A 26,558-nucleotide genomic window follows, 5' to 3' on the forward strand; every position below is an offset into this window, starting at 1 on the left:
CCGATGGGAATATCCGACGCCCTGAGCGTCCTGTCCGAACAGTGGCAGGACATCCGGGCCGAACTGCCACCCTCCACCGCGCAGGAGCTGGACTCCTTGGTGGCCAAGCTCGCGCGGGAAGCCCACCCGGCACTGTCCGAAGAGTACGGACACGAGATCGCCGACCTGCTCAGCCGCTCACTGCCTGTTGCTCATGCCTTCCGACGAGCCCTGGCGGCCGGTACACGTCGTTCGGTCGCCGCGACCCGTGACCCCGAGACCCTGTCGGACTGGCTGGTGCTGACGGAGTCCCTTGGGGCCCAAGTCGACCTGCCGTATCCACGGCTGCGGGAGGTCGCTGATGGGGCGGCGTCATGGCTGCTCGCGTCACCGTCCCTTGCCGAGGAACAGGTTCGTGCGAACGGACACGACCCGTTCAGCCCGTGGCTGATCAGACTCGAACGCCCCGACGGGGTCCTGCAATGGCCGGCATTCCAGTTTTCGCCTTCGGGCTCGGTATGGCCAGTGGTGCGTGAGGTCAACGAGATCCTGGACGCCGAGGACGACCCGTGGGGTGTGGCGGACTGGTGGCTGGGGGAGAACCACATGGCAGGCAGCGTTCCGGCCCGGCTGATCGACGAAGTGGACGACGCCGTGCTGATCGAACTGGCACTGGACGAGCGGAGCGAGGTGTAACGGTGCCCGACTACGACCCGCCAACGGGCTACACCGGCAGCCCACACCGGTTCCCTTTGCCTGCCGACACAATCCTCTGGCGGCTGCACAGCCGAAAGATCCCCGCGACCGGCTTCGTCCCGTACTCCCCAAGCTCAGACGGCCGCTTCGACGCCCCTCCCGACGACCCGTACGGCAAATGCGACGCGGGCACCGATGCGGCCGCGATGCTCGCGGACACTCTGTTGCGAGCCGTTCCACCGCATAGCACGACTTTCCGCACGATTCGACGGGCGGCTGTGGTCGGCCAACGGGCGAGCGCCATCGTCACGGCTGCCGAGTTGCAGTTGGTGAGCCTGTTGGACGCTCCCGCGCTGGCGGCTGTCGCCCAGAGCCGGTGGTTGATCGCCGCGGAGTGGACGGACTTCCCCCGGGTTCGCCGGTGGGCAAAGTGGATACGTGAACAGGCGCCATGGGCTCATGGATTCATTTGGCCGACCATCCGCAACGAACATGAGCGGCTCGTCATCATGTTCGCCGACCGGTGCGATACGTCGGTCTTCGAGCCCGACCCGCTGTTCGAAGTGGACCTTGACGACGACTACGGCGCAGTCTGGCTCAACGGCGTGATGGTCCGTTATCGAGCTCGAATCAACGGACCTCGTAAACGATGACTGCTGTCCATCGCACGATCGCCGTCGTCGACGTCGAAGGTTTCGGCGACGACCGGCGCACGAACCCTGTCCAAGTCACGGTCAGGAAAGGACTGTACGAGGCCCTGCGACGGGCGTTCGACGACACCGGCATCCCGTGGACGCAGTGCTACACAGAAGATCGGGGCGACGGGGTATTCATACTGGGGCCGACGGATGTGCCGAAAAGCCTGTTCGTTGAATCATTGCCACTGGCGTTGGTCAAGGAGCTGCGGCGGCACAACGCGGCCCAGCCGGAGCAGGCAAGGATCCGGCTACGACTTGCCTTGCACGCCGGAGAGGTAGTGCACGACGCCCATGGCGTCACTGGCAAAGCCTTAAACCTGGCGTTCCGGTTATGCGATGCGCCGCCGCTCAAAGCCGCGTTGGCCGCGTCCCCCGGCCTGCTCGCGGTGATCAGCTCGGAATGGTTCTACGAGGAGGTCGTGCGCAACAGCCCAGCCGCCGAACCGGCCAGCTACCGTCAGGTTCAGGTGGGGGTGAAGGAGACCACGACACACGGCTGGATCTGCTTGCCTGATCACCCTTACCGCGCGCCCGAACCAGCCGGAGCGGTACCGCGTCAGCTACCTTCGGGTACGCCACATTTTGTTGGCCGTGAACAAGAACTCGCCCGGCTCGACGAGCTGGTCAACGGTGCGGCGATCGTGGCGATCAACGGTGCGCCGGGCGTCGGCAAGACGGCGTTGGCGGTGCACTGGGGACATCGGGTGCGTGACCAGTTCCCGGACGGTCAGCTGTACATCGACCTGCGCGGCTTCGACATCAGCGGGACGGTGGTCCAACCAGTCGACGCGATCCGTGGTTTCCTCGACGCGTTCGACGTGCCGCCAGATCGGATACCGCCGACGCCGGAAGGGCAAGCCGCGCTGTACCGTCGTGTGGTCGCCCGGCGACGGCTGTTGATCGTGCTCGACAACGCCCGCGATGTCGAGCAGGTCCGGGCATTGTTGCCGGGGAGTTCGACGTGCGTCGTGGTGGTGACCAGCCGCAACCAGCTGGTGGATCTGATCACCTGGGAAGGTGCTCGCCCGGTGAACCTCGGCGAGTTCGCGGTGCTGGAAGCCAAAGCACTTGTGGTCCGGCGGATCGGTGCGCATCGCGTCGACGCCGAGCCGGAAGCCTTGGTGCATCTGATCGACCGCTGTGCGCGGGTCCCGCTCGCGATCGCGATGATGGCCGCCCGCCTCGAGCTCAACCCAGCGCTGACCGTCCGGATGCTGGCCGACGAACTGGCGGACGAAGCGACTCGGCTCGACGCACTGGATCGCCTGCGCAGCGTGTTCGCGGCCTCGTACCAACAGCTCGGTCCCACGGCGGCCCTAGTGTTCCGCTTGCTTGGCCTGCACCCCGGGTCGCGGATCTCGACACCAGCGGTGGCGAGTCTCGCGGGAATACCGATTGCCGAAGCCAAAGCGGCCATGACCGAGTTGGTGCACGGCCACCTGGTCATGGAAGTCACTCCCGGCTGCTTCGCCTTCCATGACCTCTTACGCAGCTATGCCGCGAACGAGGTGAACAACACCGACACCGAGACAATCCGACGCGCGGCCGTCCACCGATTGCTGGACTACTACTTGCACACCGGGTTCGCTGCCAATTCGTTCACCATCACCGCCTACCACGATGTCGTCGTCGACGACCAGCCTCAACCCGGTGTCACGGTCACCCTTATCCAGCACGCGAAGCAGGCCAAAGACTGGCTGGCCGACGAGTACCGCACAGTGTTGTTGCTGGCTCGGCTGGCGCACGAGTTCGGCTTCGACATCCACGCATGGAAACTTCCATGGGCGATCGGTTCCTTCCTGGAGTGGAACGGTCACTGGCACGACCTCATCGCGATCCGCGAGACGATGGAAGCCGCCATCGATCGTCTGCACGACGACTTCGCCCACGAACGCGTGCATCTGATGCTCGGGTGGATGTACAGCCGCGTCGAGGAATGCGACGAAGCCCACCGGCACACGCGAATAGCGCTCGACTACAGCCGCAAGGCAGGTGACCACTTCGGCGAAGCCGCATGCCATTTCGTGCTCGCCATGACGTATGGCCTTGAGCAGAACCAAGAGCAGGCATTCCACCACGCAAACCAGACCCTGGAGTACTTCGAACGCGCCCAAGACGGCCCGTGGCAGGCACGAACTCACCGGCTGTACGCCTGGGCATGCAGCCGCGTGGAGCGTTATCAGGACGCAGTTGACCACTGCGCACAGGGCCTGCGGTTGTTGCGGCAGTCAAGCGGAAGCCATTACGAGGTCGCGGCGCTCGAAGGCCTCTACGGCTGGGCGCTGAGCCGCCTTGGCATGCATCGAGAGGCCGTCGACCACTACACCAACGCGACTGTGCTGTACCAGGAACTCACAGACGTCCACAACGAGGCCGAGGTATTGCGGCGGTTGGGCGACACTCTTTTCACCGCTGGAGATGTGGCCGGCGCCAGAGCCACTTGGGAGAAGGCACTGGCTCTTGTCGACAGGCCCAATCTGTCCGATGTGGAGCGGATACAGCGGAGGTTGACCAACCGGCTGGAAGGCTGGGGCGACACCGTTCGCCACGGCGCATAGGGTCCCCCACAAATCCACCAGTATCCAGCCAGATCAAGACCTTCGAGTAGCTTCGACTGCGGCGACGAGTTCCTTGAGTTGGCCACGGGCCTCGGCGGCGGACAGGTGGTCGAAGTAGTCGCGGGACTCGACGATTTCGCCGTTGCGTACCCGGAGTACGAAGATCGCTGGCACTGCGAACGGTTCGCCGGTGTCGGTGTTGGTTCCTCGATACTCGAACTCGGCGACGATGACCTCGGGGTCGGTTGTTTCGTGGATTGTGATGTTGGCAGGTCTGCGGCGCAGGCGGGGAGTCGCGTCGGTTGGTGTGAAGTGCTTGCGCAGTTCGTCGCGGGTGCGCAGGGCGGGCTGTCGGAGTGGGTCGAACGGGTGCACGACGTGGGTTTGTTCCGCATAGAGGCCTGGCAGTTCGTCCCATCGGCCGTCCGCGACACCGTTGACCAGCGCAAGGAAGACATCTCTTGGGCTTGGCACGGGCTTCTCCTGTCTCGAGGGTAATATCCGGAGTCGTGACTCCGGCGACGATACGGAGTCTTCACTTCGGATGTCAACGGGATGGAGCCGATGGGTAGCCGGGTGCAACGGGTCGACGCGCGCACCAATCGTGCCCGCATCCTGGACGTCGCCGAAGAGGTCTTCGGCAAGGGCGGCGAGTCTGCTTCCACCGAGGAGGTGGCCCGGCTGGCCGGGGTTGGCATCGCCACGGTCTTCCGGCACTTTCCCACCAAAGCGGCGCTGTTGGAGGCCGTCCTCGTCCGGCGGTTCGACCGGCTGCGTGAACAGGCAGAAGCACTCCTTGACGCTGACGACCCGGGATCGGCGTTCTTCGAATTCTTCAGTCACCTTGTCGCCGACGCGGCAACGAAGATCGCCATCGCGGAGGCTCTGCTCGATGCCGGGGGCGACAGCGAGGCTGCCGCGCAGGCCTCGAAAAGATTGCGGCAGGCGGTCGGCACCCTGCTGGAACGCGCACAGCAAGCCGGCGCTGTCCGCGCCGACGTCGAACTGCCCGAGGTCTATGCCTTGCTGGTCGGCACATCGCGAGCGGCTGCCCGCGGCAACCTCGACCAGCAGGTGACGCAACGCATGCTCGCCATCGTCTTCGATGGCCTCGCGCCCTAAGGGACAGCGGGAAAACGGGCGACGAAAAGGGCGCCGGTCGGACTGTCCTCAACGGTCAGGGTGCCGCCGTGGCGGGTGGCGATGCCGCGGGCGATGGTCAGGCCGAGACCTGAGCCGCCGGAGTCACGGGTGCGGGCGTCGTCGAGGCGGGTGAATCGCTCGAAGACGCGTTCACGGTCCTCCGGCGCGATTCCTGGGCCGTCGTCGAGGACTTCGAGGACGACAGACAACTCCTCCACGCGGACGGTCACCGTCACGGTGGAGCGTGCGTGACGCGTGGCGTTGTCGACGAGGTTGCGCAGCAGGCGTTCCAGTTGTGACGCGTTGCCATGGACGAACGCTTGCTCGGGCACGATGCAGGTTACCTGGGGCCGGAATTCCTCGACCAACGCGGCGAGGTCGACGAGCGTGTCCATCGGGACGGAACTGTTGTCGTTCACGGCGAGCAGCAACAGGTCCGCAGTGAGGTCCTGGAGGCGTTCGATGTCCTGAAGGGACTGCCGGGCAACCTCCGGCCAGTCCGCCCGGTCCGCGTGGGCCAAGGCGACCTCCAATCCGGCGCGCAGATTCGTCAGCGGGCTGCGGAGTTCGTGGCTGGCGTCCGCGACGAACTGTTGTTGTCGATGGTGGAATGCCTCCAGTCTGTCCAAAGTGGCGTTGGTCGTCCTGGCCAGCTTGGCTATCTCGTCGCGGGAGCGGGGGACGGGCACACGGCGGTCCAGGTTGTGTTCGCTGACCCCGGCGAGTTCGCGGCGGATCGCCTCGACTGGCCGGAGTGTGCGGCCGGTGACGAACCAGGCGAGACCGGCGACGAACACCACGGCCAAAGGCAGGATGAAACGGAGGCTCCTGTTGAACACCGTCTCGGTTCTGATCGCATCCCAAGGGAGTACGAACATGTACACCGTGAGCCGATACGTTGCCATACTGGTGGAAGGCTCAGCAGGGGCCAGGTCTCCCGTTCGGCCCAACGGTTCCACGAGCCGCGCGGGAACGCCGGAGACCACCGTGCCCAACACCGTGTAGGTCCGGTTCTCAGCCCAATCCGGATGCGTGGGCGACCGCAGCGCGGTTTTGGTCTCCCAAACACCAGACGCGTCGGCTGGAGCGGGCGGCAGGCCCGGCCAGGCCGGATCGATTCGTGCGATGAAGCTGCTGCGCACAACGGATTGCCCGGGATCGGTGACCACCTCGTATCCGGCGTCGCCGGTGACGGCGACGTTCACCGAGTGACCGGTGCGATAAGCGTCCGTGATCCGGCTGAGTTCCAGCTCCGCCTTGGTCTTGGCGGAACCCAGCACAGTGTCGACCATGTACTCCCGCAGCCCCAGCACACCAAGGGCGAAAACTCCCAGACAGGCCACTGTCGCGGTCAGCGCCGCACTCGCCCGCATCGACGCGGGCCACAACCTAATCCTCAAGGCGGTACCCCACGCCACGAACCGTGGTGATCGTGTTACGCCCGAACGGTGCGTCTATCTTGCGCCGCAACGTGCTGATGTAGACCTCGACGATGTTCGGGTCGCCGTCGAACGCCATGTCCCACACCTGGTCGATTATGTCTTGTTTGGACAGAACCTGGCCTGCGTGCCGGGCAAGGCATTCCAGCACAGCGAACTCCTTGGCGGTCAACGGGATGGCCTGGGTGGCGCGATGGCACGTGCGTTTCGCTGAGTCAACGGTCAGGTCACCGACCGAGATCCGGGCCGAGCTGCCGATCGGGCCCCGGCGCATCAGGACCCGGAGCCGGGCGGTGAGGACAAGGTAGGAGAACGGCTTGCGCAGAAAGTCGTCCGCGCCGGTGTCCAGAGCTTCGGCTTCGTCGTATTCGCCGTCCTTGGCCGTCAGCATCAGGATCGGCGTATGGTTGCCGCGCTTGCGCAGTTCCGCGCAGACTTTGTAACCGTTCATCCCCGGCAGCATGATATCCAGGATGATCACCTGGTACGGGTGCTGCTCGGCCAGCCGCAGCCCGTCAAGGCCGTTGCCGGCGACGTCGACGGCGTACCCGTCGGCCTCCAGGCCCCACTGCAACGTGTCGGCGAGCCGCTTCTCGTCCTCCACAACCAGTACCCGCATAACAGCGATCTTCCCAGATGGACAAACGGGCGCCTGAAGAGATTTTCAGGCTGTTTCAGGTTGCGTTCAGCGCCCAGTCGGCACCCTTTCGCTGAACGAACCAGCGAAAGGACCAGCATGCTGACGGCAGTCGGGGCCGACCACGTGGTCAAGGCATATGGCAAGGGCCACGCCCAAGTACACGCTCTGCGGGGGGTGAGCGTGGCATTTCCCGCGCAGAGGTTCACCGCCATCATGGGGCCGTCCGGATCGGGCAAGTCCACCCTGCTGCACTGCCTGGCCGGACTGGACACAGTGGATTCCGGGGCGGTCGTGCTCGGGCAGACCCCGGTCTCCGGGCTCACCGACCGGCAGTTGACCCTGCTCCGACGAGACCGGATCGGGTTCGTGTTCCAGGCGTTCAACCTGCTCCCGACGCTCACCGCCGAACAGAACATCCTGCTCGGCATGCAACTCGCCGGCCGCGCGGTGGACAAGAAGTGGTTCGACGTGGTGGTGAACATGTTGGGTCTGCGCGACCGGCTAGACCACAAACCCAGCCAGCTTTCCGGAGGCCAGCAACAGCGAGTGGCGTGTGCGCGGGCCCTCGTCGGGCGGCCGGAGGTGGTCTTCGCCGACGAGCCGACCGGCAACCTCGATTCCCGTTCAGGCAGCGAGGTACTGCGTTTCCTGAAGATGTCGGTACGGGAGCTGGGCCAGACCGTGATCATGGTGACGCACGACCCAGTCGCGGCGTCCTACGCCGACGAGGTCGTGCTCCTGGCGGACGGCCAGATCGCCGGGCGGATCAGCGGCCCGACGCCCGCCACAGTCACGAACGCGCTCGCGCAGCTGGCGGCGTGATGCTGAGGGTAGTTCTGGCCGGGCTCAAGGCCCGGACCGCGAGGCTGATCCTGTGCATGGTCGCGATCGCGCTGGGAGTCACGTTCGTGACCGGCGCGATGGTCCTCGCCGACGCCATGAAGGCGGAACTGCGTGCGCAAGCGGCCGCGAGCGTGCGCAATGTGGACGTCATGGTCACGGCCAGCAGCAAGCCGCTGGAAGCCACGGCGTTGGACACTGTTCGCGGGCTTCCCGGAGTGGCTGCGGCGGACTGGCGGGACACGGCGCCGACTCCGATCGTCGAGGGCCGTACGGTCAAGTCCGCCGGCGCGACTTCGCTGCCGGCCGACGACCAGCTCCGCCCGTTCGACCTCGTTCAAGGCCGCTATCCGGCCAACGCGGCGGAGGTCGCGGTGAATGAGCGCGCTGGCTACGAGGTCGGCAAGCAAGTGACGCTGCTTGTGAACCAGCAGCAAAGGCCCTTCACCGTCGTCGGCAAGATCAAACCCTTGGTCACCAGTGCGAACCTGGGCGGCGGCGGAATCCAGGTGACGCTGTTGCCTGAAGTGTTGCCAAGCGATGAGCACGGCCAGATAGTGGTGCGAGCGGCGCCGAACACGAGTCGCCAAGCCCTGGTGAACGCGATCGACAGCGCGCTGCCCGGCGCCAAGGTCCAGACCGGAGCCCAGGTGGCGGCGCAACTCGTGCGCGAAACCCCGGCAGGCTCGGACGGTCTCAGTGATTTCCTGACCGCGTTCGCCGTATTGGCGTCGGCCGTGGCCGTTCTGGTCATCCACAACACGTTCACCATCCTCATCGCCCAGCGCTCCAGCGAGCTGGCGCTGCTGCGCTGTATCGGGGCGGGTAGGCGGCAGGTGTTCGTTGGCGTGGTGGGGGAGGCCCTCGCGATGGGCGTTCTGGCCTCGTTGCTGGGATTCCTCACCGGACTGGGGCTTTCGGCCGCGCTCCAGGGCTCGCTCGGCGACGAGGTGTACATGCCGATCACAGTGCGCACGATCGGTGCGGCGTTCGCCGTTGGCGTGTTGGTGACCCTGTTCGCTGCAGTCCTCCCGGCCCGCCGAGCCACGGCTGTCTCACCGATCGCCGCCCTGCGAGCATTGCCGGACGGCGATGTGCAGCGCACAAGCAAGAAACGCACGGTCGTGGCCGTGGTGTTGCTCGCGCTGGGTGTGCTGGCCGCGATCGTGGGTGTCCCCAACGGCCAGGACGGCGCCGCGATCGTCGGCATGGGCATCTTGGCGTTCCTGGGTGCGGTGCTCGCGCTCGGACCTGTCCTAGTTGGACCGTTCGTACGGGCGCTGGGAGCGTTGCCGCGCCGAATGTTCGGTACGACTGCCGCTATCGCGACCGCGAATGCGGATCGCAATCCCAAGCGGACAGCGGCGACCACGGCCGCGCTCACCATCGGCCTGATGGTCGTCATCCTGGTGACAACGGTGACCGCCAGCGTCGAGCAGAGCACGAACGACTCCCTCGACAAGCAGTTCGTCGCGGATTATTCGGTCGCCTCGGCGGTTGCCGGCCAGCCACTGCCCGAGTCCCTGGTGACACGTCTGGCTGAAGTGGCCACGACGACTCCCATGTACTCCTCCTCGGTGAACCTGAACCCGGCTGGCGGAGCTTCAATGACCGGAGTTCAGGGCGATGTGGTGGGCACACTGCTGCGGCCGACCGTGGTCAGCGGCTCGCTTGACCGGATCGGACCCGGGGAGATCGCGGTCAGCCAGGAGTTCGCCACGCAGACAGGCCTGACGGTCGGATCGACCGTGACGGCCGATCGTAAGGTGCCGCTGACGGTCACCGCCATTTACGAAGCCACCACCGGCCCGGGCGTCGACATCGGACTCACCATGGTGGACCTGAGCACAGTGCGCGTTCTGGAGACGAATTTCCGGGGCTACGACACGATCTTGGTCAAACTCAAGCCCGGTGTCACCGCGGCACAGCTCGAGCAGGTCGCCGCCACGTCACCGCTGGCCCAGATGCGCGACATCGCCCAGCTCAGGGCCCAGATGACCGAGTCGCTGCGGGACACCCTCGCGGTGTTGTGGGCACTGATCGGGCTGGCCGTCGTGGTGGCTCTGGCCGGTATCGCGAACACGCTGTCACTGTCTGTTCTGGAACGCACCAGGGAATCCGCGTTGCTCCGGGCGCTCGGCCTGACCAGGGAAGGCCTGGCGGGCACACTGATCATCGAGGCGGGCCTGATGACCGGCGTCGGCGCGATTCTTGGGCTGGTCCTGGGGATTGGCGGCGCGTGGTTGATCGTGTTGACCGCGTCGACAGCCGCCGCGCCGATCACGCTGACTGTCCCAGTTGTACAGATAGCAGTCCTGCTCGCGGCCGCGGTCCTCGCGGCACCGTTGGCGACCCTGCTACCGGCCCGCAAGGCCGCGAAGGGGCACGTCACGGACGGTCTGACGGTCGCGTGAAACGGAGTTATAGCCCAATCGGGCAGCAAGAGCGGTGGTCAGCGGCCAAAAGGGCGATTTCCCGCCAGGCGGGGCATCGAAACCGCACGTAGCGTGGCGTACATGCGAGCCGACATCTCCGAAAGCAGCAGGCTGGCGGGTCGTGCGCTGCCGTCCAAGCGGCTGCTGTGCAGCGAGACCCTCGGCTGGCAGTCGATGCTCGCCAGGACGTACCACGACCCCGCCGTGACCGAGGAGTTCACCACCGCGCCCTCGTCGGAACTGACCCTGGTGATCGCGTTGACCGGCACGATGCAGATCGAAAGCCGCAAGGGCCGCGGCTGGCACCGGGCGAACTACCGCCCGGGTTCGGCCGGGCTGACCGCACCGGGCAATGTCAGTGTGCTGCGCTGGCAGTCCACGTCGGCACAGCCCTTGGAGTCACTGCACCTGCACCTGCCGGTGGACGAGTACTGGGCGTTCGACTCACTGCTGCTGGACGACCCGCTGGTCGCCGCGGCGGGCAAGGCGTTGAAGCGTGCGCTCGACGAAAGCGCACCGGAGTACTACGCCGAGTCGATCACCCAGATGCTCGTCGCCCACTTGATGTACACGGCGAACAAGAAGCCCGTGGTCGAACCGCTCCCCATTGGACCGTCCGGTTTGGACCAGGTGACGGAGTACATGCGGGCCCGGCTTGCCGAGGACATCCGATTGGATGAACTGGCCGCGCAGGTCAACGTCAGCAAGTACCACTTCCTGCGGATGTTCACCCGCGCGACAGGACAGACTCCGCACCGTTACCTGACCGGCCTGCGGATGACTCGTGCGGCGGAGATGCTGCAGGACAACGAGAAGACTGTGTTGCAGGTCGCGATCGCGTGCGGCTACCGGAGTCCTGGTCAGTTCGCGGCGGCTTTCCGCCGCAGGTATGGCGTCTCGCCGACGGAGTTCCGCAATTTCGGGTGACCATACCGCAATGACGGGTGAGAAAAGCCTGCCCCGGCACCGCAGTCTGGAGGCCTCGAATTGATGAATGGGCAGGTTGGATGGTTGACGCGACGCGTGCGGAAACGGCGACGCCCACAGCGGTCAGCGTGGCTGGGCTGCTTGTGGTCGTTCCCGCGTTCGTCTTGATGGCGTTCGGGTTCGGCGGACCCGAGCAGTCTGTGGACAGATTGGGTGCGGTCACCACCTACGCGCTGCCGATGATCGCGATGATCGCGTTCTGGTGGCAGGACTGGCCGGGCAGCCGGTTGCGTCCGGGTTGGTCCGGTTTGACCGATACGGCGATCATCCTGGTGGTCGGGTTCGGCCTGGCGTGGCTCGGCGACATGGTCGTCACCGTTGACGACACAGTCCCACTCGGGATCGCTGTGTTCGTGGTGATCCTGCAGCTGACGCTGGTGTCGGACGGCTGGCCGTTACGTGGCCGCGGCGTGCACTGGCCCGGCCTTGTGGCACTGGTGGCCAGCTGGATCGTCGGAGCAGGACTGTATCTGGGCGCCACTGCCGCGGGCATGGGACACGGGTTCTTCTCGTCCTTGCTCGCGGCGATCGGCATGTGGCAGACGATTTTCTTCGTGGCGCTGCGGGGCTGGCCGTTCGCCAGGATCGTCGGCCTTGGCCCGAGGCTGGTGGCCAGCAATCTCGGCACGATCGCCGTGGGGGTGCTGACCCATGTGGTGCTGCGCGACGTGGCCGGCTGGGATCTGGGCAGGATCGGTGCCGTCTGCAGCTGCGGCATCGCCGCGGTCCTGGTGGTCGCCATGCTGTTCCAGCCGCTTGGCCGGGTGCTGACCTTCACGACCTTCGTGATCGGCACCATCGTGCTCTACTTAGGACTGTCCACAGTCGCCAACCAGCTGACCGAGCCTGACCATTGGGTGGCGTACGCCGCCGCTAACGCACTCGGCATCGCAGTCATCATGCACGTCGCGGTATGGCGGCGCTGGCCGGTGGGAGGTAAGAAGTGAAGATCACGTTGAAGGTCGACGGAGTCGAGCACAAGCTGGACGTCGACCCACGGACCACGCTGCTGGACGCGCTGCGGGACCGGCTTGGCATCACCAGCACCAAGAAGGGCTGCGACCACGGCCAGTGTGGTGCGTGCACGATCCTGCTGAACGGACGGCGTGCGGTCGGCTGCCTCGCATTGGCTGTCGCACATCAGGATGCGGAGATCGTGACCGCGGCAGGCCTTGCCGACGGCGACGAGCTGCACCCGCTGCAGAAGGCGTTCGTCGAGCACGACGCGTTTCAATGCGGCTACTGCACGCCGGGCCAGATCGTCTCCGCGGTGGGCATGATGCAGGAGGCCGAGGAAGGCTGGCCGAGCGTGGTCACCGAGGACCCGAATGCCGAGCAGGTCGAGCTGACCGACACCGAGATCGCCGAGCGGATGAGCGGCAACCTGTGCCGCTGCGCCGCTTACTGCAACATCGTTCCCGCCATCTCGGAGGTCGCCAACTCATGAAGCCGTTCCGTTACGAGCAACCGGCTGACATGACGTCGGCGATCACGATGATGCTCGGCGAACCGCATGCCGCTTACCTGGCCGGTGGCACCAACCTGGTCGACCTGATGAAGGTCGAAGTGGCCACTCCGGACGTACTGATCGACGTCCGTACGCTGACTTCCGATCAGATCGAGGATCTGCCCGGTGGTGGCTTGCGGATCGGCGCGGCGGTGTCCAATTCGGAGATTGCCGCCGACCGGCGCGTTCGGCGTGACTACTCGATGCTGTCGCAGGCGATTCTCGCCGGTGCGTCCTACCAGCTGCGCAACTGGGCGACCGCAGGCGGAAACCTGTTGCAGCGCACGCGGTGCGCCTATTTCCAGGACGTCGAGATGCCGTGCAACAAACGCGAGCCGGGGACCGGATGCTCGGCGCTGCAAGGACATCACCGGGATCTCGCGATCATCGGGCACTCGCCGTCGTGTGTGGCGACGTTCCCTTCGGACATGGCGGTTGCGCTCGCTGCCTTGGACGCAGTCGTGCGGGTCCAACGACTCGACGGCGAACGGATGATTCCGTTGACCGAGTTCCACCGGCTGCCTGAGGACACACCGGAACGCGACAACGTGCTCGAACGGGGTGAGCTGATCACCGCGATCGACCTGCCCCCGTTCGCAGCGAAGTCCGCGTACCGCAAGATCAGGGACCGAGCTTCGTACGCCTTCGCGTTGGTGTCCGTTGCCGCGGCGCTGGAAATCGCCGACGGCGTCATCAAGGACGTCCGTATCGCGCTCGGCGGCGTCGCGCACAAGCCCTGGCGTGCCTGGGAAGCCGAGCGTCTGCTGCGTGGCCTCGCACCGACCGAGGAACACTTCCGGGTGGCGGCCGAGGCCGAACTGGCGCAGGCGCGGCCCTTGCGGGACAACGGCTTCAAGGTCCCGCTGGCCCGCAACGTCATTGTCCGTGTGCTTTCTGACCTCGCGGAGGTTGGCCAGTGACCGCCATCGGCAAACCAGTAAGCCGGATCGACGGCCCGCTGAAAGTCCGCGGCGCCGCGACGTACGCCTTCGAACAGCAGGTGACCAACCCCGCACACCTGTTCCCGCTGCTGTCCACGATCGCCGCGGGCCGGATCGCGCAGATCGACGCCGAGCAGGCGCTGGCCGCGCCGGGCGTGCTCGCCGTGATCACGCATGAGAACGCCCTCAAGCTCAACGCGACCGGCGACCCACAGCTCGACGTGTTGCAGACCGACGAAGTGGGCTGGTACGGCCAGTTCATCGGCGCGGTGCTCGCGGACACCCCGGAAAACGCCCGCTACGCGGCCGGTCTGGTCCAGGTGCACTACGAGCCACGCACACATGACGCTGAAATGCGCGCTGACCGGCAGGATGTCGTCAAGCCGTACCACGCGGCGTTGTTCGGCGAAATGCCTGGTGAACTTCAGAACGGAATGCCGGCCGACAGCAGCTTCGGGGACGTCGACGCCGCGTTGGAAGCCGCGGCGATCCGGATCGACCACACGTACTCGACGCCGATCAACCACCACAACCCGCTGGAGCCACACGCCGCGGTGGTCGAGTGGGCTGACGACGAACACGTCACGGTGTACATGGGCAGCCAAGGCGTGTCGATGAACCAGCAGATCATCGCGGCGCTGTTCGGACTGGAGCCACCGAACGTGCGCGTCGTCTCGCCGCACACCGGTGGTGGGTTCGGGTCGAAGATCCGGCCACACTCGTACGCGACGCTGGCCGTGATGGCGTCGAAGATATCGGGCCGCTCGGTGAAGTTCGCCCTGACACGGCAGCAGATGTTCTCGGTCATCGGTTACCGCACGCCGACGTCCTCACGGATCCAGCTCGGGGCGACCGCAGACGGGAAGCTGACCGCGATCGCGCATGACGTGGTCGAGGGCAGCTCCAACGCGTACATGTACGCCGAGCAGATCGGTGTGTGCACACGTTTGATGTACGCCGCGCCCAACCGGCGCACCACGCACAGGCTCGTGATGCTGGACATGCCAGTGCCGACGATCATGCGCGCACCGGGCGAGTCGCAGGGCATGTTCGCGCTCGAGTCGGCGATCGACGAGATGGCCGAAGCATGCGGGATGGACCCGGTCGAGTTCCGTATCCTCAACGAACCCGGCCTGCACCCCGAGTCGGGGCTGCCGTTCTCCAGCCGCAAGCTGAAGGAATGCCTGGTTGAAGGCGCACGGCGATTCGACTGGGCCAACCGGTCCCGGCGGCGTGAGGGCGCGTGGCTGTACGGCAGCGGCGTGGCCTCCGCGACGTACCCAGCACCCCGTTTCCCCGGCAACGCCGCTCGGATCACCAAAGTGGACGGCCGGTACTGCGTGCAGATCGCCGCGGTGGACATCGGCACCGGCACGTGGACCGCGCTGTCGCAGATCGCCGCGGACGCGCTGGGCGTCGACATGTCCCTTGTGGACTTGGAGATCGGCGACAGTGCGCTGCCTGTCGGCTCGACGGCCGGGTTCTCCTCGGGCCTCAACAGCTGGGGTACGGCCGTGATGGAGGCGGCCAAGCTGTTCAAGGACGGCAAGGAGACCGGGACGCAGGTCCTCGGCGGCAACCCCAAGGCCGAGCAGTACGAGATGAACACGTTCGGCGCGCATTTCGTCGAGGTCCGGGTGAACTCGGAGACCGGCGAGGTCCGGGTGCCCCGGATGCTCGGCGTGTTCGACGCGGGCAAGGTCATCAACCCGAAGACGGCCCGGTCCCAGCTGGTCGGCGGCATGACGCAGGGCCTGTCACAGGCACTGCACGAGGCGACCGTGGTGGACTCCCGTTACGGCCAGTTCGTCAACCGTGACTTCGCCGGTTACCACATCGCGGCGAACGCGGATGTCGGCAGCGTCGAGGCGTACTGGGTCGACTCAAGTGACGAGCACACCAACGAGATGGGCTCGAAGGGCATCGGCGAGATCGGGATCGTGGGTGTGACCGCGGCTATCGCCAACGCGGTGTACCACGCGACCGGCGTCCGCGTGCGTGACCTGCCGATCACGCTGGACAAGATCCTTCAACAGGACTGAGTGCAACGCATACCGTGTCGGGGCCGTCTTACAGATATGGCGGTCTCGACACGGTTGGCAGCACTCGGGTTGATCTTGCTGGTGACGGCATGTGGCGCGGAAGCCCCCGCTGAGCCGTTGCCGCCTGCCCTTCCCGTCGCGCAACAGGTGCCGACGGATATGGCCGAACTGGTCGCGGCCATGGACACGTTCGGGCTGGACCTGCTGACTTCACCGACCTTGGCGGACAAGCCCAACCTGGTGGTGTCCCCGGCGAGTGTGTCGCTGGCGTTGCAGATGGTCGGCGCGGGCGCGGCGGGGGAGACCGCCGCGCAAATCAACAAGGTGTTGCACCTGCCCGAAGGCGTACGACCTCGGATGCCCGCGTTCGATCTGACAGACCTCAAGGTGGCCAACACCGTCTGGGCACAGCAGGGGCTCGCTCTCAAACCCGGCTTCACCGACACGTTGCGCAACCAGTTCGGCGCCGCGATGAACGAGGCGGATTTCGTCAAGGACTCGAACGGTGCCCGCGCCCGGATCAACAAAACCGTCGAAGACCAGACCGCGGGCAAGATCCCGGACCTGTTCCCGCCGACGTCGATCACTCCGCTCACCCGCGTCGTGCTCACCAACGCGCTGTACCTGAAGGCCGCGTGGGCACGCGAATTCCCTAAGGACAGGACGAGGAACGAGCCGTTCACCCGCGCCGACGGATCGACAGTCAGCGTGCCGATGATGCGCAACGATCCGCTCAAGGAACCCAAGGCTCCGCTCGGCTACGCCGAAGGCCCGGGATATCAGGTGGTCACGCTGCCGTACCGGGGCGGGAAGCTCGCCTTCACCGTGATCCTTCCTTCATCGGCTGATGCCTTGCGCGCCAAGGGAATCGCGACGGTGCTCGGCGAGGTTCAACCGGCGGACGTCCAGCTGGCGATGCCCAAGTTCACGGCGCGTTCGGGGATGGATCTGAAGAAGACCCTTGAGGCGGCGGGGATGCCGCTGGCGTTCTCGGCAGCGGCCGACTTCAGCGCAATCACCGAGCAGGAACCGCTGCGCGTCGACTCGGTGCAGCACAAGACCTTCGTCCAGGTCGACGAGGAAGGTACGGAGGCTGCAGCCGCAACGGGTGTCGACGCCCAGCTCGTGTCGGCTCCGGCCGTGCGAACTGTGACCGTGGACCGGCCGTTCATTTTCGTCATCACCGACACGGCCACCGGCGCGCCCTTGTTCCTGGGGCGCATCAACGATCCGACGGCAGGTTAGGGAAGCGGGATCCGCATCGGCGGGTTGACGGGCAACCGGACGCGCAGGTGCACCTCTTTGGTGATCAGCTCCGGGTCCCAGCCCACCAGCTTCAGCGTCACCTTCAGCGAACAGGCTTCGCAGTCGACGGACTCGATCGCGCCGCGGCGCACGGCCACCGCGGTCGCGAACATCCCGAACGCGAGCGTGATCTCGAAGGTGACCCTGGCTATCTCGGAGTCGTTGACCATCAGGGCGACGTACGGCTGCTGGGTCGAGTTGATCTCGTACGGGTCGACCAGCGACACCACCGTCTCGCTCTGCGGGTTGGCCCGGGTGTCCGCCGCGGCTGTGGCCAGTTCCCGGTATTTGCCCAGACCAGCGAGGAAGGGAGCGCTGATGTCCTCGTTGAGGAAGCCGAGTGCGGTTTCCAGGATCCGGCCGTTGAGCATCCGGTAGGACGCCGGCGGCAGGGTGCGCCGGCCACGCAGATGGGCTTCGGCGATGCCTCCCTGCGGCATTCTCGACCGCATGGCCGCGAGCAGCGTGTCGTTGCCCGTCGCGCCGAACGCGATCGCCCGGACCGAGGTTGTGTGGCTGAGCTCAACGGGGACCACGGTTGACCTCCTGTGCGCTCTGCGTGCCGGGGTCGGTGTTGACCTCCAGCCGGATCGAGACGGTGTTCCCGGTTTCGCCTTGTGGTCGCGCTTCGACTGCCGGAGGGACCAGTTCGCCGCGCACGTCGATGCCCTCGATCGTGTCCTCGTCGCGGCGTTGCTGCTTGCCGATCGGCGGGGGAGGTGGCGGCGGCGTTGGTGTTGGCGATGTTGGTGGTGGCGGCGGTGGTGGTGGTTCGGCGTGATGGGTCTTGCGCGTTGCCGCGATGGCGACGGCGACACCGCTGGCGAGAGTGGCGACCACGCCGACCGTCCACCCGGTGTTCTGGCAGTCCTCCGGGTTGATGAAGATGTCGCAGTTGTCCGCCGCGGCAGACGGGCTGAACGCCAGCAACACTGATGCGGCCAGGGCCAACACAGCCAGCAGCATTCTGATCACGCTTGCTCACCACCTTCGCGCAGAAGCAACGCGGTACACACCGCCGCGAGCAACGTGGCCAGGAACAACTGCCCGGACAGCCCCATCGGCGACTGCGGCGAGGACGTCTCGCCGCCGAACAGCGCGGGTAGGTCGGCCAGCGACCCGTGCACGACCAGGAACGCGATCAGGATCGCCAGCACCGGTGCGAGCACCATTCGCACCGGCCGGGCGAGGATCTTGTCCCGCCTGGCGTAGAACGACTGCAACTTGGGGTCGATCACGTGTCCGAAGAAGACGAACGCGCCACTCACCAGCAACGCGGCGATGACCACCAGGGCTCCGCCGTCCGAGGTGCCCTGGCCGCGGAACAGGAAGTAGAGCAACGGCGTGGTGGACACCAAGTACTGGCGCACGTGCTCGGGCAGTCGCTGCCAGCGCTCGACGAACGGGCGTGCCCACATCCCGGACAGGATCAGCTTGCCGATGCGGGACTTGTTCAGCACCACGATGATCAGGCCACCGCCGACGACGATGACGAAGACGAGACTGCGGTGCATGATCCAGTCCAGCCAGGCGAAGAACACGACGTACGCGATGAAGACGGCGATGAAACGCTTGCTCATGGGGCACTCCGGAGCCGGGCGTACCGCTGGGAGACGAGCCCGATGACCGCGCCGTACACCGCGTGGCTGATCAGGCTCACGACAACGAAAGAAGCGAGTGCGGGTGGGCGGAGAATCGCGCTCGACGGATAGACGACCAGCATGGCGGTTTCCAGTGCCAATCCCCACAACAATCCGAACCACCACCGTGCGGGCCCGGCGACCAACGTGTACATGATCGCGAAAGTGATCCCGTTGCTGACGTGGTAAAGCCATCCCGCGACAATCGCGGCTGTCGTGTCGGGGGCTTGGGCGGTGATAAGGCTGCCGAATATGTAGATCGAGTAGAACGGTGAATTCGGCAGTGCCAGCAACTCGGCCACCACCCACCGCGTTGCGTTGTACGCGACGAGCCCGAGCACACCAGCGATGGCCCCGACCTGCAGCCGCCTGATGGTGACCGGGCGATTGACGCGGCGCGCCAAAATCAGCAGCGCCATCAGGAAGATCGTTCCAGGTAATGTGACAAATGTCAGTGTGTAGGGCATGCGAATCGCACCGGCCAGATGCAGGAGCAGTGCGGCGATTGACGTCGCCGCAGCGGCCACGGTGACCAAGAAAAGGCGGCGGTCCTCCCGATACGCGGCCGATGGCACCGATGTTCGCCCACGCACCCTGCCTCCCACGGGTCATGGCGTTCCCAGCTGTCCATTGTCACACTGCGGGCGCGTGACAAATCCGCCTAAATACGGGCCCTCAGGAGTTCGATTTCCGGCGCGCGTAGTGCGCACGCGCCTTGGCGCGGTTGCCGCATCGGGTCATGGAGCACCATTGACGGTTGTGTTTCGGCGAGGCGTCGTGGAAACGCACGCCGCAGTCGTCGAAAGCACAGATGCGGACCACGCCACCCGAGGCGACCAGGTCAATGGCGTCGGCGGCCAGTTCGGCCAGTACAGCTTTGATCGGCCCCGCTGAGCAACGCACTTCTCGCCTGGGTCCGTCGGCGTCGATCCGCAGGTGAGGAACGGGCAGGTCGGCTGCGATCTTGTTGACCAGCCGGACATCGGCCGCGTGCGTCAGCCCGCGGGCCAGCCGGTCGATGGCTTCGCGGAGCTGGAGCGCCAGGGCCAAGTCGTCCGCTGTGACTCGGTGACGACGGTCGGCGTGGCCCGCGGCGAGCAGCCACTCCGCCAGTGCCGCAGGCTCGGTCAGCAGTTCACGGCCGCTCAAGTGACGGTCGCGCAGCGTGTTCACGAAATCGAGGCAGGGACGGCCGCCGTCAAAGATCCAGTCCACCCCTTGATTCTAACCCCCTCATACGGTTAGAAAGAAGTATGGACTCAGCGATGGCGACGGTGAACGGAATCCGGATGCACTACCGGCACGCGGGCGACGGGCCGCCCGTGGTGCTGCTCCACGGGTGGCCGCAGACCTCCTACTGCTGGCACAAGATCTTCGACGACCTGGCGGCGACGCATACCGTCATCGCCCCGGACCTGCGCGGCTACGGGCTGACCGACAAACCCCGGGACGGCTACGACAAGCGCACGATGGCGTCCGACGTGTCGGAGCTCGTTCGTGGGCTGGGATTTGAGCGGGTCAGCGTGGTCGGACACGACCGGGGCGGCAGAGTCGCGCACCGATGGGCACTCGACCGCCCCGACGAGATCGACCGGTTCGCGGTCCTCGACATCATCCCGACACGGGAGATGTGGCGGCGGATGACCGCGGACACCGCGCGTGGCTACTGGCACTGGCTCTTCCACCTGCAGCCCGACCTGCCGGAACTGCTTGCCGGGCAGAACATCGCGGCGTACTTGGGGTACTTCTTCGAACGCTGGACCTATCAGCGGCAAGGCCTCGAAGCCGCCGACGAGTACATCAAGGCGTTCTCCGCGCCAGGTGCACTGCGGGCGGGCTTCGACGACTATCGCGCGTCCTTCCCGACGGACGCCGAGCACGATGACGCCGATGCGGGACGCAAGCTGACCATCCCCGTGCTGGCGCTATGGGGCGCGACCGGTCTGCTCGGCCAGTTGCCGACGCTGGAGATCTGGCGTGACTACGCCGAAAACGTCACCGGTTCGGCCATCGCCGAATGCGGGCACTTCCTCGCGGAGGAGCAACCCTCCATTGTGGTCGACCACCTCAAGCGATTCCTGGGTTAGTACCGGACGTCGCTCATCAGAAGCGGTGGGTACACATCGGACGGCAGGCCGTCCACTGTGGCTCCTGCGAACTGCAGCATCCGGCGCTGTGCGCCGTGCATCGGTGCCGGGTAGTTCAGTGCCGGTGCGGACACCTCGTCCAGTGTCTTCAGCTGTTCGGGGGTGAGAGTGACCGTGCTCCCGGCGAGGTTGTCCGTCAGGTGGTCAAGGCGCCGAGCGCCGACGATCGGCACGACGGTGCCCTCGCGGGCACGCAACCACGCCAGCGACACGGCCGCGGATGTCGTCCCGAGCTCCTCGGCGATCTTGGCGACCGCGTCGATCACCACGAACTCGGCCTCGGCCGGGCCGCCGACGAAGGCTGCCCGTGCGGAGTCGGTGACGTGCGCACCGCGCCGGTACTTCCCTGACAGGAAGCCGTTCTTCAACGGGCTCCACGGCACAAGGGCCATGCCTTGGTCGAGTGCGAGCGGGGCGAGTTCGCCTTCGACGGTACGGGCCAGCAGCGAGTACTCCACCTGCAAGGCGATCAGCGGCGTCCAGCCCTTGAGCAGCGCCGTGGTCTGGGCCTGTGCGGTGAACCATCCGGGAGTGTTGGAGAACCCGATGTACCGGATCTTGCCCGTGCTGACCAGGTCGTCGAGCGTGCGCATGGTCTCTTCGACCGGGGTGCTGCGGTCCCAGTTGTGCAGCCAGTAGAGGTCGAGGTAGTCGGTCTTCAGGCGGCGCAGCGTCTCGTGCAGCTGGGCGATGATCGACGAACGGCCCGCGCCGCCGCCGTTCGGGTCGCCGGGGTACATGTTGCCGAAGAACTTCGACGCCAGCACCACGCGCTCGCGCCGCCCCGGCCGCGCGGCGAAGTAGTCGCCGAGGATCGCCTCGGAGTGGCCGTTGGTGTAGAAGTTGGCCGTATCGATGAAGTTGCCGCCGAGGTCGAGGTAGGCGGTCAGGATCTTCTCCGCCTCGGCGACGCTGCTGCCCGCACCGCCGGGATCCTCACCGAAGGTCATCGCGCCGAGTGCGAACGGGCTGACGCGCAGCCCCGACTTGCCGAGTGTGACGTAGCGATCGAGTGACATGACTCAATTCCACCGTGGACGGCCCCGGCCACGGTAGACCAATCGAGGCGCGCTCTTGCACAATCCTGCCGGGTACGCTTCGATCAGGCTTGTAGCCTGGCTGGCACGATGCTTCCATACAGCCATGCAGGCATTGCTTGACGAGATCCGCGGGCTGATCCACCGGCATGCCCGATCCGACCTGCGGACGCCGATCGACGGGCTGATGCTGTCGGTCGTCGACGACGAGGAGCCCGACTACTCGCTGACCGAGCCCTTGTTCGTGATGCTGGCCAAGGGCGGCAAACGGCTGCTGCTCGGTGATCAGGTGCACGAGTACCGAGCCGGGCAGTTCCTCGTCGTCACCACGGATCTGCCGGTCACCGGCCACTTCTTCGACACCCCGGCGCTGGGGCTCGGCCTGGTGCTCAAGCCCGCCGTGATCGCCCCGCTGCTGCTGGAACTGCCGTTCGCGGCAAGTGTGAGAACGCCGGCGATCGCCACCGGCGAGGCCGGCTTCGACCTGCTCGATCCGATCGCCCGGCTGCTACGCCTGATCGACCGTCCCGCGGACGCCCGAGTGCTCGCGCCGATGATCGAACGGGAGATCCTCTGGCGCCTGCTCACCAGCCCGCACGGCGACATGATCCGCCAGATCGGTCTCGCCGACAGCGCCCTGACCCACGTAAACCGGGCCATCCGGTGGATCAGGGACAACTACGCGCAGCCCATGCGCGTCGAGGACCTCGCCCGGCTGGCCGCGATGAGCTCTTCGGCGTTCCACCGGCATTTCCGTTCCGTCACCACGATGAGCCCGGTGCAGTTCCAGAAACGCATCCGGCTGCAGGAAGCCCGGACGCTGCTGGTGTCCCGGCCCGACGACGTCGCCGGAGTCGGGCACCGGGTCGGCTACGAAAGCCCGTCCCAGTTCACCAGGGAGTACCGCCGCATGTTCGGCGTCCCGCCCAGCCAGGACGCGGTTCGTCTGCGCGCACGGACTTTGCCGTGATCTCACGGCAATGGGACGCGCCAGCACAGCGTGGTGCCGGAGTTGGTGGACTCGGTGGTGAACGTGCCACCGAGCTGGGTGGCGCGAGTGGACATGTTCGCCAAACCACTGCGACGGCCACCTTCCGGGATGCCCACGCCATTGTCGGTGATCCGCAACATGAGGTCGCCGCCGAGGGCAACCTCGACTGACGCCGTCGTCGCACGCGCATGTCTGGCTATATTGGACAGTGCTTCGCGCAGTACCGGAAGCAGCTGCTCGCTGACCTCCCCGGGCACTGATGTGTCAACGGGACCACGAAATCGCAGTGACGGCGTGAAACCGAGCGCTGCCTTCGCAGCGTCCACTGTGGCCAGTACGAGTGAGCGCAGGCTCTCGGTCGATTGGTGCTGCAGGGCGAACACCGTCGTGCGGATCTCCTGGATGGTGGTGTCCAAGTCCTCCACCGCCCGGCGGACTCGGGTTGCCGCGTCCTCGGGATCCGTCGCGATCACCGCAGCCGCGGCCTCCAACGCCATGCCGGTCGCGAACACCCGTTGGATGACCAGGTCGTGCAAGTCGCGAGCGATGCGTTCACGGTCCTCGAACACCACGAGCCGCTGTTGATCAGCCCGGGCCCTGGAGTACTGCACGGCCATCGCCACGTGTGCGGCGAAGTTGCGCAACAGATCCAGGTCTGCCTGCTCGAACAGCGGCTCGTGCCGCAACCGGACCAACAGCAGCACGCCAAGTGGCTCGTCACCGGCGGGCAACGGCACGATCGCGGCGGAACCCAGCTTCTTCAACAGTTTGCCGTCGTCGCCCTGCCAGCTCGCGGCGGCTTCACCGTAGTGGTCGATCAGCACGGGCTGCCCGGTCCGGAAAACGAGCCCTGACGCGGTTCCCTCGATCTCGACCGGGGTGCCGGTGAGGTGCTCGACGCCCTGCACCACCTTGAAAACGAGCCGTTCGCCGTCTTCGTCGGGCAACGCGATCGCAGCCATCGGCGCGCCGGCGACTTCCCTTGCGTGCTGCGCGATCAAGCCCAGTTCGTCGTCACATTGCCCGCCGAGCAAGGCCGCGGTGATCTCGTTGGACGCCTGGAGCCACGCCTCGCGGCGCCGGGATTCCTCAAGCTGCCGGTAGTCCCGCACGGCCAACGCGGCGGAGAGCGCCATGGCTTCGATGGCTTGGCGTTGGGCGGGCGTGAACTCGTCGGCCGCGACATAGAGGTAGCCGACGGTCCTGTCCTGCAACTGAACCGGAGCGGTCAGCACGTCGTCGCCCGACCATTTCGGGTTGATGGTCGCGGCGGTCTGCTCGTCCAAGCCGACGTGCACCAAGGTGGTGAACTGTTCACCTTCACGATCCAGCAGGCCCAGCGCCGCGTACCGGCCACCGGCCAGATCCAGTGCGCCTCTGGCGATCTCCCGCAGCACTTCCGGCAGGTTCCGGCCGGCCCGCATCGCCGTCATCGCCTGAAGAAAACGGCGCCCCCGGGGCAAGTCCGGCTCCATGCCCCCATCATGCCGGTGTCCATTGCAGACCACCGAACGATCGCGCACAGCAGAGTCTTTAGACCCTAAGAGCGGAGGGCAGTTGGGCCCTGACCTGACGCGGCAAAAGGTGCATACCGTGAGCGGCGAGAGCGGAGGTGGTCATGCGAGAACTGACGGTCGCCATGGTGATGACCAAGGACCCGGTCGCCGTGACACCCGATGCCTCATGCAAGGAGATCGCCCGGACCATATCCAAGCATCAGATCGGCGCCGTGCCGGTGGTCGGGCGCGACGGCGTGCCGATCGGAGTTGTGGCCTCCGAGGACCTGATCGGGGGCACGACCGACCGGGCACTGCACTTGATGACCGTGCCGGTCCGCGCGGTGGACGCCAACGAATCGGTGAGCTTCGCGGCGCGTGAGCTCAACCGGCGCGGTGTCCGGCGGTTGTTCGTGATCGACCACGGCAGGCTGGTCGGCGTGGTGTCCCGCCGGGACCTGTTGCGCGTGTTCCTGCGTTCGGACGAGGAAATCAGGCACGACGTCGAACGGGAGGTGTTCCAGCGAGTCCTCTGGGTCAACCCGAGCGCGGTCGTGGTGTCGGTGCACAACGGCACCGTGACGCTCAACGGCCAGCTGGGCAAACGCAGCGAGGTGGCGATCGCGGCCCGGCTGATCACCACGATTCCCGGCGTGGTCGACGTCCGCAATCGCCTCGACTACGTCTGGAACGACGAGCCGGACAACTGAGCCGGAGAAAACTTCCGCCGGCCATGTCGATCCGGCCCCGGCCCGTTCGACGAACGGGCATGACGACCCCGCAGCAACTCGCCCGCCGCCCCCGGATCAACGCCGACCTGAGCAGGATCATCCGTGGCCAGGTCCACCGGCCGGGTGACGACGCCTACGACACCCAGCGCGCCTCCCTTGACCCGGCCTTCGACGCGCGGCCAGTCGTGATCGCCGAGGTCACCGGCCCCACCGATGTCCAAGCGGCGGTGACCTGGGCCAGAGATCAAGGCCTTCCCCTCGCGGTGCAGTCCACCGGGCACGGGACGTACGTGCCGTCCGACGGCGGGCTGCTGCTGAAGACCTCCCGGATGGCCGGTGTGCTGGTCGACCCGGACCGGCGGATCGCCCGGGTGGGCGCGGGCGCGGTGTGGGGCGACGTACTCGCCGCGGCCGCGCCGTTCGGGCTGGCACCGGTGTCCGGCTCGTCGGCCACCGTCGGCGTGGCCGGGTTCACGCTGGGCGGCGGACATGGTGCGCTGTCTCGTAAGTACGGCCTGGGCGCGGACAACCTGCTGCGGATGACGCTGGTGACCGCCGACGGCGAGCTCGTCACCGCGACCGCCGACCGCAACCCCGAACTGTTCTGGGCGGTTCGCGGTGGTGGTGGCAACTTCGGCGTGACCACGTCACTGGAGATCCAGCTGCACCCGGTCGAGGAGGTCTACGCGGGCCAGGCGCTGTTCCCCATCGCGGGCGCGGCCGAACTGCTGGCGCGCTATCGGGACTATGTGCCGGCCATGCCGGAGGAGCTGACCTGCTCGGTCGCCCTGGTCGGCGAGCACGTCGCCATTCGAGCGACGTATGCCGGTGACGCCGAGGCCGGGCAGAAGGCGTTGCGGCCGCTGTGGCAAGGCACGCCGGTGCAGGACACGTTCGCCGAAGTGGCCGTTCCGCAGGCGAGTGTGCCCGGCACCGCGCCACGCAACTTCGACCTGTCCACTTCGCTGTCCGACGAGCTGATCGACACGATCGCCGACATCGCCGGCGAGGCCAACGGCATCGAGATCCGTTACTGGGGCGGCGCGATCGCCAGGGGCACCAGCCCGGCAGGGCACCGCCACGTGCCGTTCTCGATCGTGGTGGACGGCCCGCAGAGCGCGGCCGAGCGGCTTTGGCCGTACACGACAGGTGGGTCGTTCCCGACGTCGCTGCACGACCCGCACGCCGTGGAGACCGCGTACACGGCTGCCGACTACCAGCGGCTGCGTGAGATCAAGGCGATCTACGACCCGGCCAACGTCTTCCACCGCACGATGAACATCAAACCGGCGTGAATGGCATGCTG

At 66.4% G+C, this 26,558-nt stretch carries 26 protein-coding genes; 16 read left to right on the top strand and 10 right to left on the bottom strand.

Annotation, left to right across the window (positions count from 1 at the left end):
* The first annotated feature begins 3 nt into the window (after nucleotides 1–3).
* From B9C43_RS01250 to B9C43_RS01260, 3 genes are read left to right on the top strand one after another with little or no spacing between them, the layout of a single operon-like run.
* Nucleotides 4–675 carry a hypothetical protein gene (locus tag B9C43_RS01250; protein WP_084424219.1) on the top strand — a complete coding sequence of 224 codons (672 nt, stop codon included), beginning with the start codon at nucleotides 4–6 and terminating at the stop codon, nucleotides 673–675.
* Nucleotides 676–677: 2 nt separating this feature from the next.
* On the top strand, nucleotides 678–1,328 hold the full coding sequence (locus B9C43_RS01255) for a hypothetical protein (protein ID WP_084424220.1): 651 nt from the start codon (nucleotides 678–680) through the stop codon (nucleotides 1,326–1,328).
* Nucleotides 1,325–3,931: an NB-ARC domain-containing protein gene (locus tag B9C43_RS01260; protein WP_084424221.1), complete on the top strand. Its 2,607-nt coding sequence runs from the start codon at nucleotides 1,325–1,327 to the stop codon at nucleotides 3,929–3,931. The genes B9C43_RS01255 and B9C43_RS01260 overlap by 4 nt, the downstream gene beginning before the upstream one ends.
* 33 nt (nucleotides 3,932–3,964) lie before the next feature.
* Here the strand turns inward: B9C43_RS01260 and B9C43_RS01265 are convergent, their stop codons facing one another.
* Entirely contained in the window at nucleotides 3,965–4,405 is a 441-nt protein-coding gene (locus B9C43_RS01265) for a nuclear transport factor 2 family protein (protein ID WP_084424222.1), read from the bottom strand.
* A 90-nt stretch (nucleotides 4,406–4,495) separates the two neighbouring features.
* On the opposite strand from B9C43_RS01265, the gene B9C43_RS01270 reads away from it, so the two are divergent.
* Nucleotides 4,496–5,053: a TetR/AcrR family transcriptional regulator gene (locus B9C43_RS01270; RefSeq protein WP_084425513.1), complete on the top strand. Its 558-nt coding sequence runs from the start codon at nucleotides 4,496–4,498 to the stop codon at nucleotides 5,051–5,053.
* Here B9C43_RS01270 and B9C43_RS01275 read toward each other — a convergent pair.
* Nucleotides 5,050–6,474, bottom strand: a complete 1,425-nt coding sequence (locus B9C43_RS01275) for a sensor histidine kinase (protein WP_235038386.1) — start codon at nucleotides 6,472–6,474, stop codon at nucleotides 5,050–5,052. The two genes, B9C43_RS01270 and B9C43_RS01275, sit on opposite strands and share 4 nt — an antisense overlap.
* Nucleotides 6,464–7,132, bottom strand: a complete 669-nt coding sequence (locus tag B9C43_RS01280; RefSeq protein WP_084424223.1) for a response regulator transcription factor — start codon at nucleotides 7,130–7,132, stop codon at nucleotides 6,464–6,466. Before B9C43_RS01280 ends, B9C43_RS01275 begins: the two co-directional genes overlap by 11 nt.
* Before the next feature lie 117 nt (nucleotides 7,133–7,249).
* Here B9C43_RS01280 and B9C43_RS01285 point away from each other — a divergent pair, with 117 nt between their 5' ends.
* The 8 genes from B9C43_RS01285 to B9C43_RS01320 all read left to right on the top strand — a co-directional run bounded on the left by B9C43_RS01285 (nucleotide 7,250) and on the right by B9C43_RS01320 (nucleotide 17,150).
* Nucleotides 7,250–7,975 (top strand): ABC transporter ATP-binding protein, encoded by a 726-nt coding sequence (locus B9C43_RS01285; RefSeq protein WP_084424224.1) that lies wholly within the window; start codon nucleotides 7,250–7,252, stop codon nucleotides 7,973–7,975.
* Entirely contained in the window at nucleotides 7,975–10,407 is a 2,433-nt protein-coding gene (locus tag B9C43_RS01290; RefSeq protein ID WP_084424225.1) for an ABC transporter permease, read from the top strand. The genes B9C43_RS01285 and B9C43_RS01290 overlap by 1 nt, the downstream gene beginning before the upstream one ends.
* Before the next feature lie 102 nt (nucleotides 10,408–10,509).
* A complete protein-coding gene (locus B9C43_RS01295; RefSeq protein WP_143446003.1) occupies nucleotides 10,510–11,355 on the top strand; it encodes a helix-turn-helix domain-containing protein in 846 nt (281 codons plus the stop codon).
* A gap of 80 nt (nucleotides 11,356–11,435) precedes the next feature.
* On the top strand, nucleotides 11,436–12,362 hold the full coding sequence (locus B9C43_RS01300) for a hypothetical protein (RefSeq protein ID WP_084424226.1): 927 nt from the start codon (nucleotides 11,436–11,438) through the stop codon (nucleotides 12,360–12,362).
* The gene (locus tag B9C43_RS01305; RefSeq protein ID WP_033384341.1) at nucleotides 12,359–12,862 is read left to right on the top strand and encodes a 2Fe-2S iron-sulfur cluster-binding protein; all 504 of its coding nucleotides are present in this window, start codon (nucleotides 12,359–12,361) and stop codon (nucleotides 12,860–12,862) included. The genes B9C43_RS01300 and B9C43_RS01305 overlap by 4 nt, the downstream gene beginning before the upstream one ends.
* Nucleotides 12,859–13,842 carry an FAD binding domain-containing protein gene (locus B9C43_RS01310; RefSeq protein ID WP_084424227.1) on the top strand — a complete coding sequence of 328 codons (984 nt, stop codon included), beginning with the start codon at nucleotides 12,859–12,861 and terminating at the stop codon, nucleotides 13,840–13,842. Before B9C43_RS01305 ends, B9C43_RS01310 begins: the two co-directional genes overlap by 4 nt.
* A complete protein-coding gene (locus tag B9C43_RS01315) occupies nucleotides 13,839–15,905 on the top strand; it encodes a xanthine dehydrogenase family protein molybdopterin-binding subunit (protein ID WP_084424228.1) in 2,067 nt (688 codons plus the stop codon). The genes B9C43_RS01310 and B9C43_RS01315 overlap by 4 nt, the downstream gene beginning before the upstream one ends.
* Nucleotides 15,906–15,941: 36 nt before the next feature.
* Nucleotides 15,942–17,150 (top strand): serpin family protein, encoded by a 1,209-nt coding sequence (locus tag B9C43_RS01320; protein WP_084424229.1) that lies wholly within the window; start codon nucleotides 15,942–15,944, stop codon nucleotides 17,148–17,150.
* Here the strand turns inward: B9C43_RS01320 and B9C43_RS01325 are convergent.
* The 5 genes from B9C43_RS01325 to B9C43_RS01345 all read right to left on the bottom strand — a co-directional run bounded on the left by B9C43_RS01325 (nucleotide 17,147) and on the right by B9C43_RS01345 (nucleotide 20,065).
* A complete protein-coding gene (locus tag B9C43_RS01325; RefSeq protein WP_084424230.1) occupies nucleotides 17,147–17,746 on the bottom strand; it encodes a hypothetical protein in 600 nt (199 codons plus the stop codon). The two genes, B9C43_RS01320 and B9C43_RS01325, sit on opposite strands and share 4 nt — an antisense overlap.
* Entirely contained in the window at nucleotides 17,733–18,185 is a 453-nt protein-coding gene (locus tag B9C43_RS01330; RefSeq protein WP_084424231.1) for a hypothetical protein, read from the bottom strand. The genes B9C43_RS01325 and B9C43_RS01330 overlap by 14 nt, the downstream gene beginning before the upstream one ends.
* Nucleotides 18,182–18,790: a hypothetical protein gene (locus B9C43_RS01335; protein WP_084424232.1), complete on the bottom strand. Its 609-nt coding sequence runs from the start codon at nucleotides 18,788–18,790 to the stop codon at nucleotides 18,182–18,184. The genes B9C43_RS01330 and B9C43_RS01335 overlap by 4 nt, the downstream gene beginning before the upstream one ends.
* Nucleotides 18,787–19,269, bottom strand: a complete 483-nt coding sequence (locus tag B9C43_RS01340; protein WP_160096238.1) for a DUF6789 family protein — start codon at nucleotides 19,267–19,269, stop codon at nucleotides 18,787–18,789. The genes B9C43_RS01335 and B9C43_RS01340 overlap by 4 nt, the downstream gene beginning before the upstream one ends.
* 256 nt (nucleotides 19,270–19,525) lie before the next feature.
* The gene (locus B9C43_RS01345) at nucleotides 19,526–20,065 is read right to left on the bottom strand and encodes a CGNR zinc finger domain-containing protein (protein WP_084424234.1); all 540 of its coding nucleotides are present in this window, start codon (nucleotides 20,063–20,065) and stop codon (nucleotides 19,526–19,528) included.
* A 38-nt stretch (nucleotides 20,066–20,103) separates the two neighbouring features.
* Here B9C43_RS01345 and B9C43_RS01350 point away from each other — a divergent pair, with 38 nt between their 5' ends.
* Entirely contained in the window at nucleotides 20,104–20,937 is an 834-nt protein-coding gene (locus B9C43_RS01350; RefSeq protein WP_084424235.1) for an alpha/beta fold hydrolase, read from the top strand.
* Here the strand turns inward: B9C43_RS01350 and B9C43_RS01355 are convergent.
* On the bottom strand, nucleotides 20,934–22,016 hold the full coding sequence (locus tag B9C43_RS01355; RefSeq protein ID WP_084424236.1) for an aldo/keto reductase: 1,083 nt from the start codon (nucleotides 22,014–22,016) through the stop codon (nucleotides 20,934–20,936). The two genes, B9C43_RS01350 and B9C43_RS01355, sit on opposite strands and share 4 nt — an antisense overlap.
* A 124-nt stretch (nucleotides 22,017–22,140) precedes the next feature.
* Here B9C43_RS01355 and B9C43_RS01360 point away from each other — a divergent pair, with 124 nt between their 5' ends.
* Nucleotides 22,141–23,004 carry an AraC family transcriptional regulator gene (locus B9C43_RS01360; protein ID WP_084424237.1) on the top strand — a complete coding sequence of 288 codons (864 nt, stop codon included), beginning with the start codon at nucleotides 22,141–22,143 and terminating at the stop codon, nucleotides 23,002–23,004.
* Nucleotides 23,005–23,006: 2 nt separating this feature from the next.
* On the opposite strand, the gene B9C43_RS01365 is transcribed toward B9C43_RS01360, so the two are convergent.
* The gene (locus tag B9C43_RS01365; protein WP_084424238.1) at nucleotides 23,007–24,500 is read right to left on the bottom strand and encodes a GAF domain-containing sensor histidine kinase; all 1,494 of its coding nucleotides are present in this window, start codon (nucleotides 24,498–24,500) and stop codon (nucleotides 23,007–23,009) included.
* 143 nt (nucleotides 24,501–24,643) lie between these two features.
* Here B9C43_RS01365 and B9C43_RS01370 point away from each other — a divergent pair, with 143 nt between their 5' ends.
* Nucleotides 24,644–25,231, top strand: coding sequence for a CBS domain-containing protein (locus B9C43_RS01370; protein ID WP_235038387.1), 588 nt, complete (start codon nucleotides 24,644–24,646; stop codon nucleotides 25,229–25,231).
* Between the two features lie 59 nt (nucleotides 25,232–25,290).
* Nucleotides 25,291–26,547 carry an FAD-binding oxidoreductase gene (locus B9C43_RS01375; RefSeq protein WP_160096240.1) on the top strand — a complete coding sequence of 419 codons (1,257 nt, stop codon included), beginning with the start codon at nucleotides 25,291–25,293 and terminating at the stop codon, nucleotides 26,545–26,547.
* The last annotated feature ends 11 nt before the right edge of the window (nucleotides 26,548–26,558 follow it).

Origin of the sequence: Kibdelosporangium aridum (assembly GCF_900176515.1) — a bacterium.
Classification (GTDB): Bacteria; Actinomycetota; Actinomycetes; order Mycobacteriales; family Pseudonocardiaceae; genus Kibdelosporangium; species Kibdelosporangium aridum.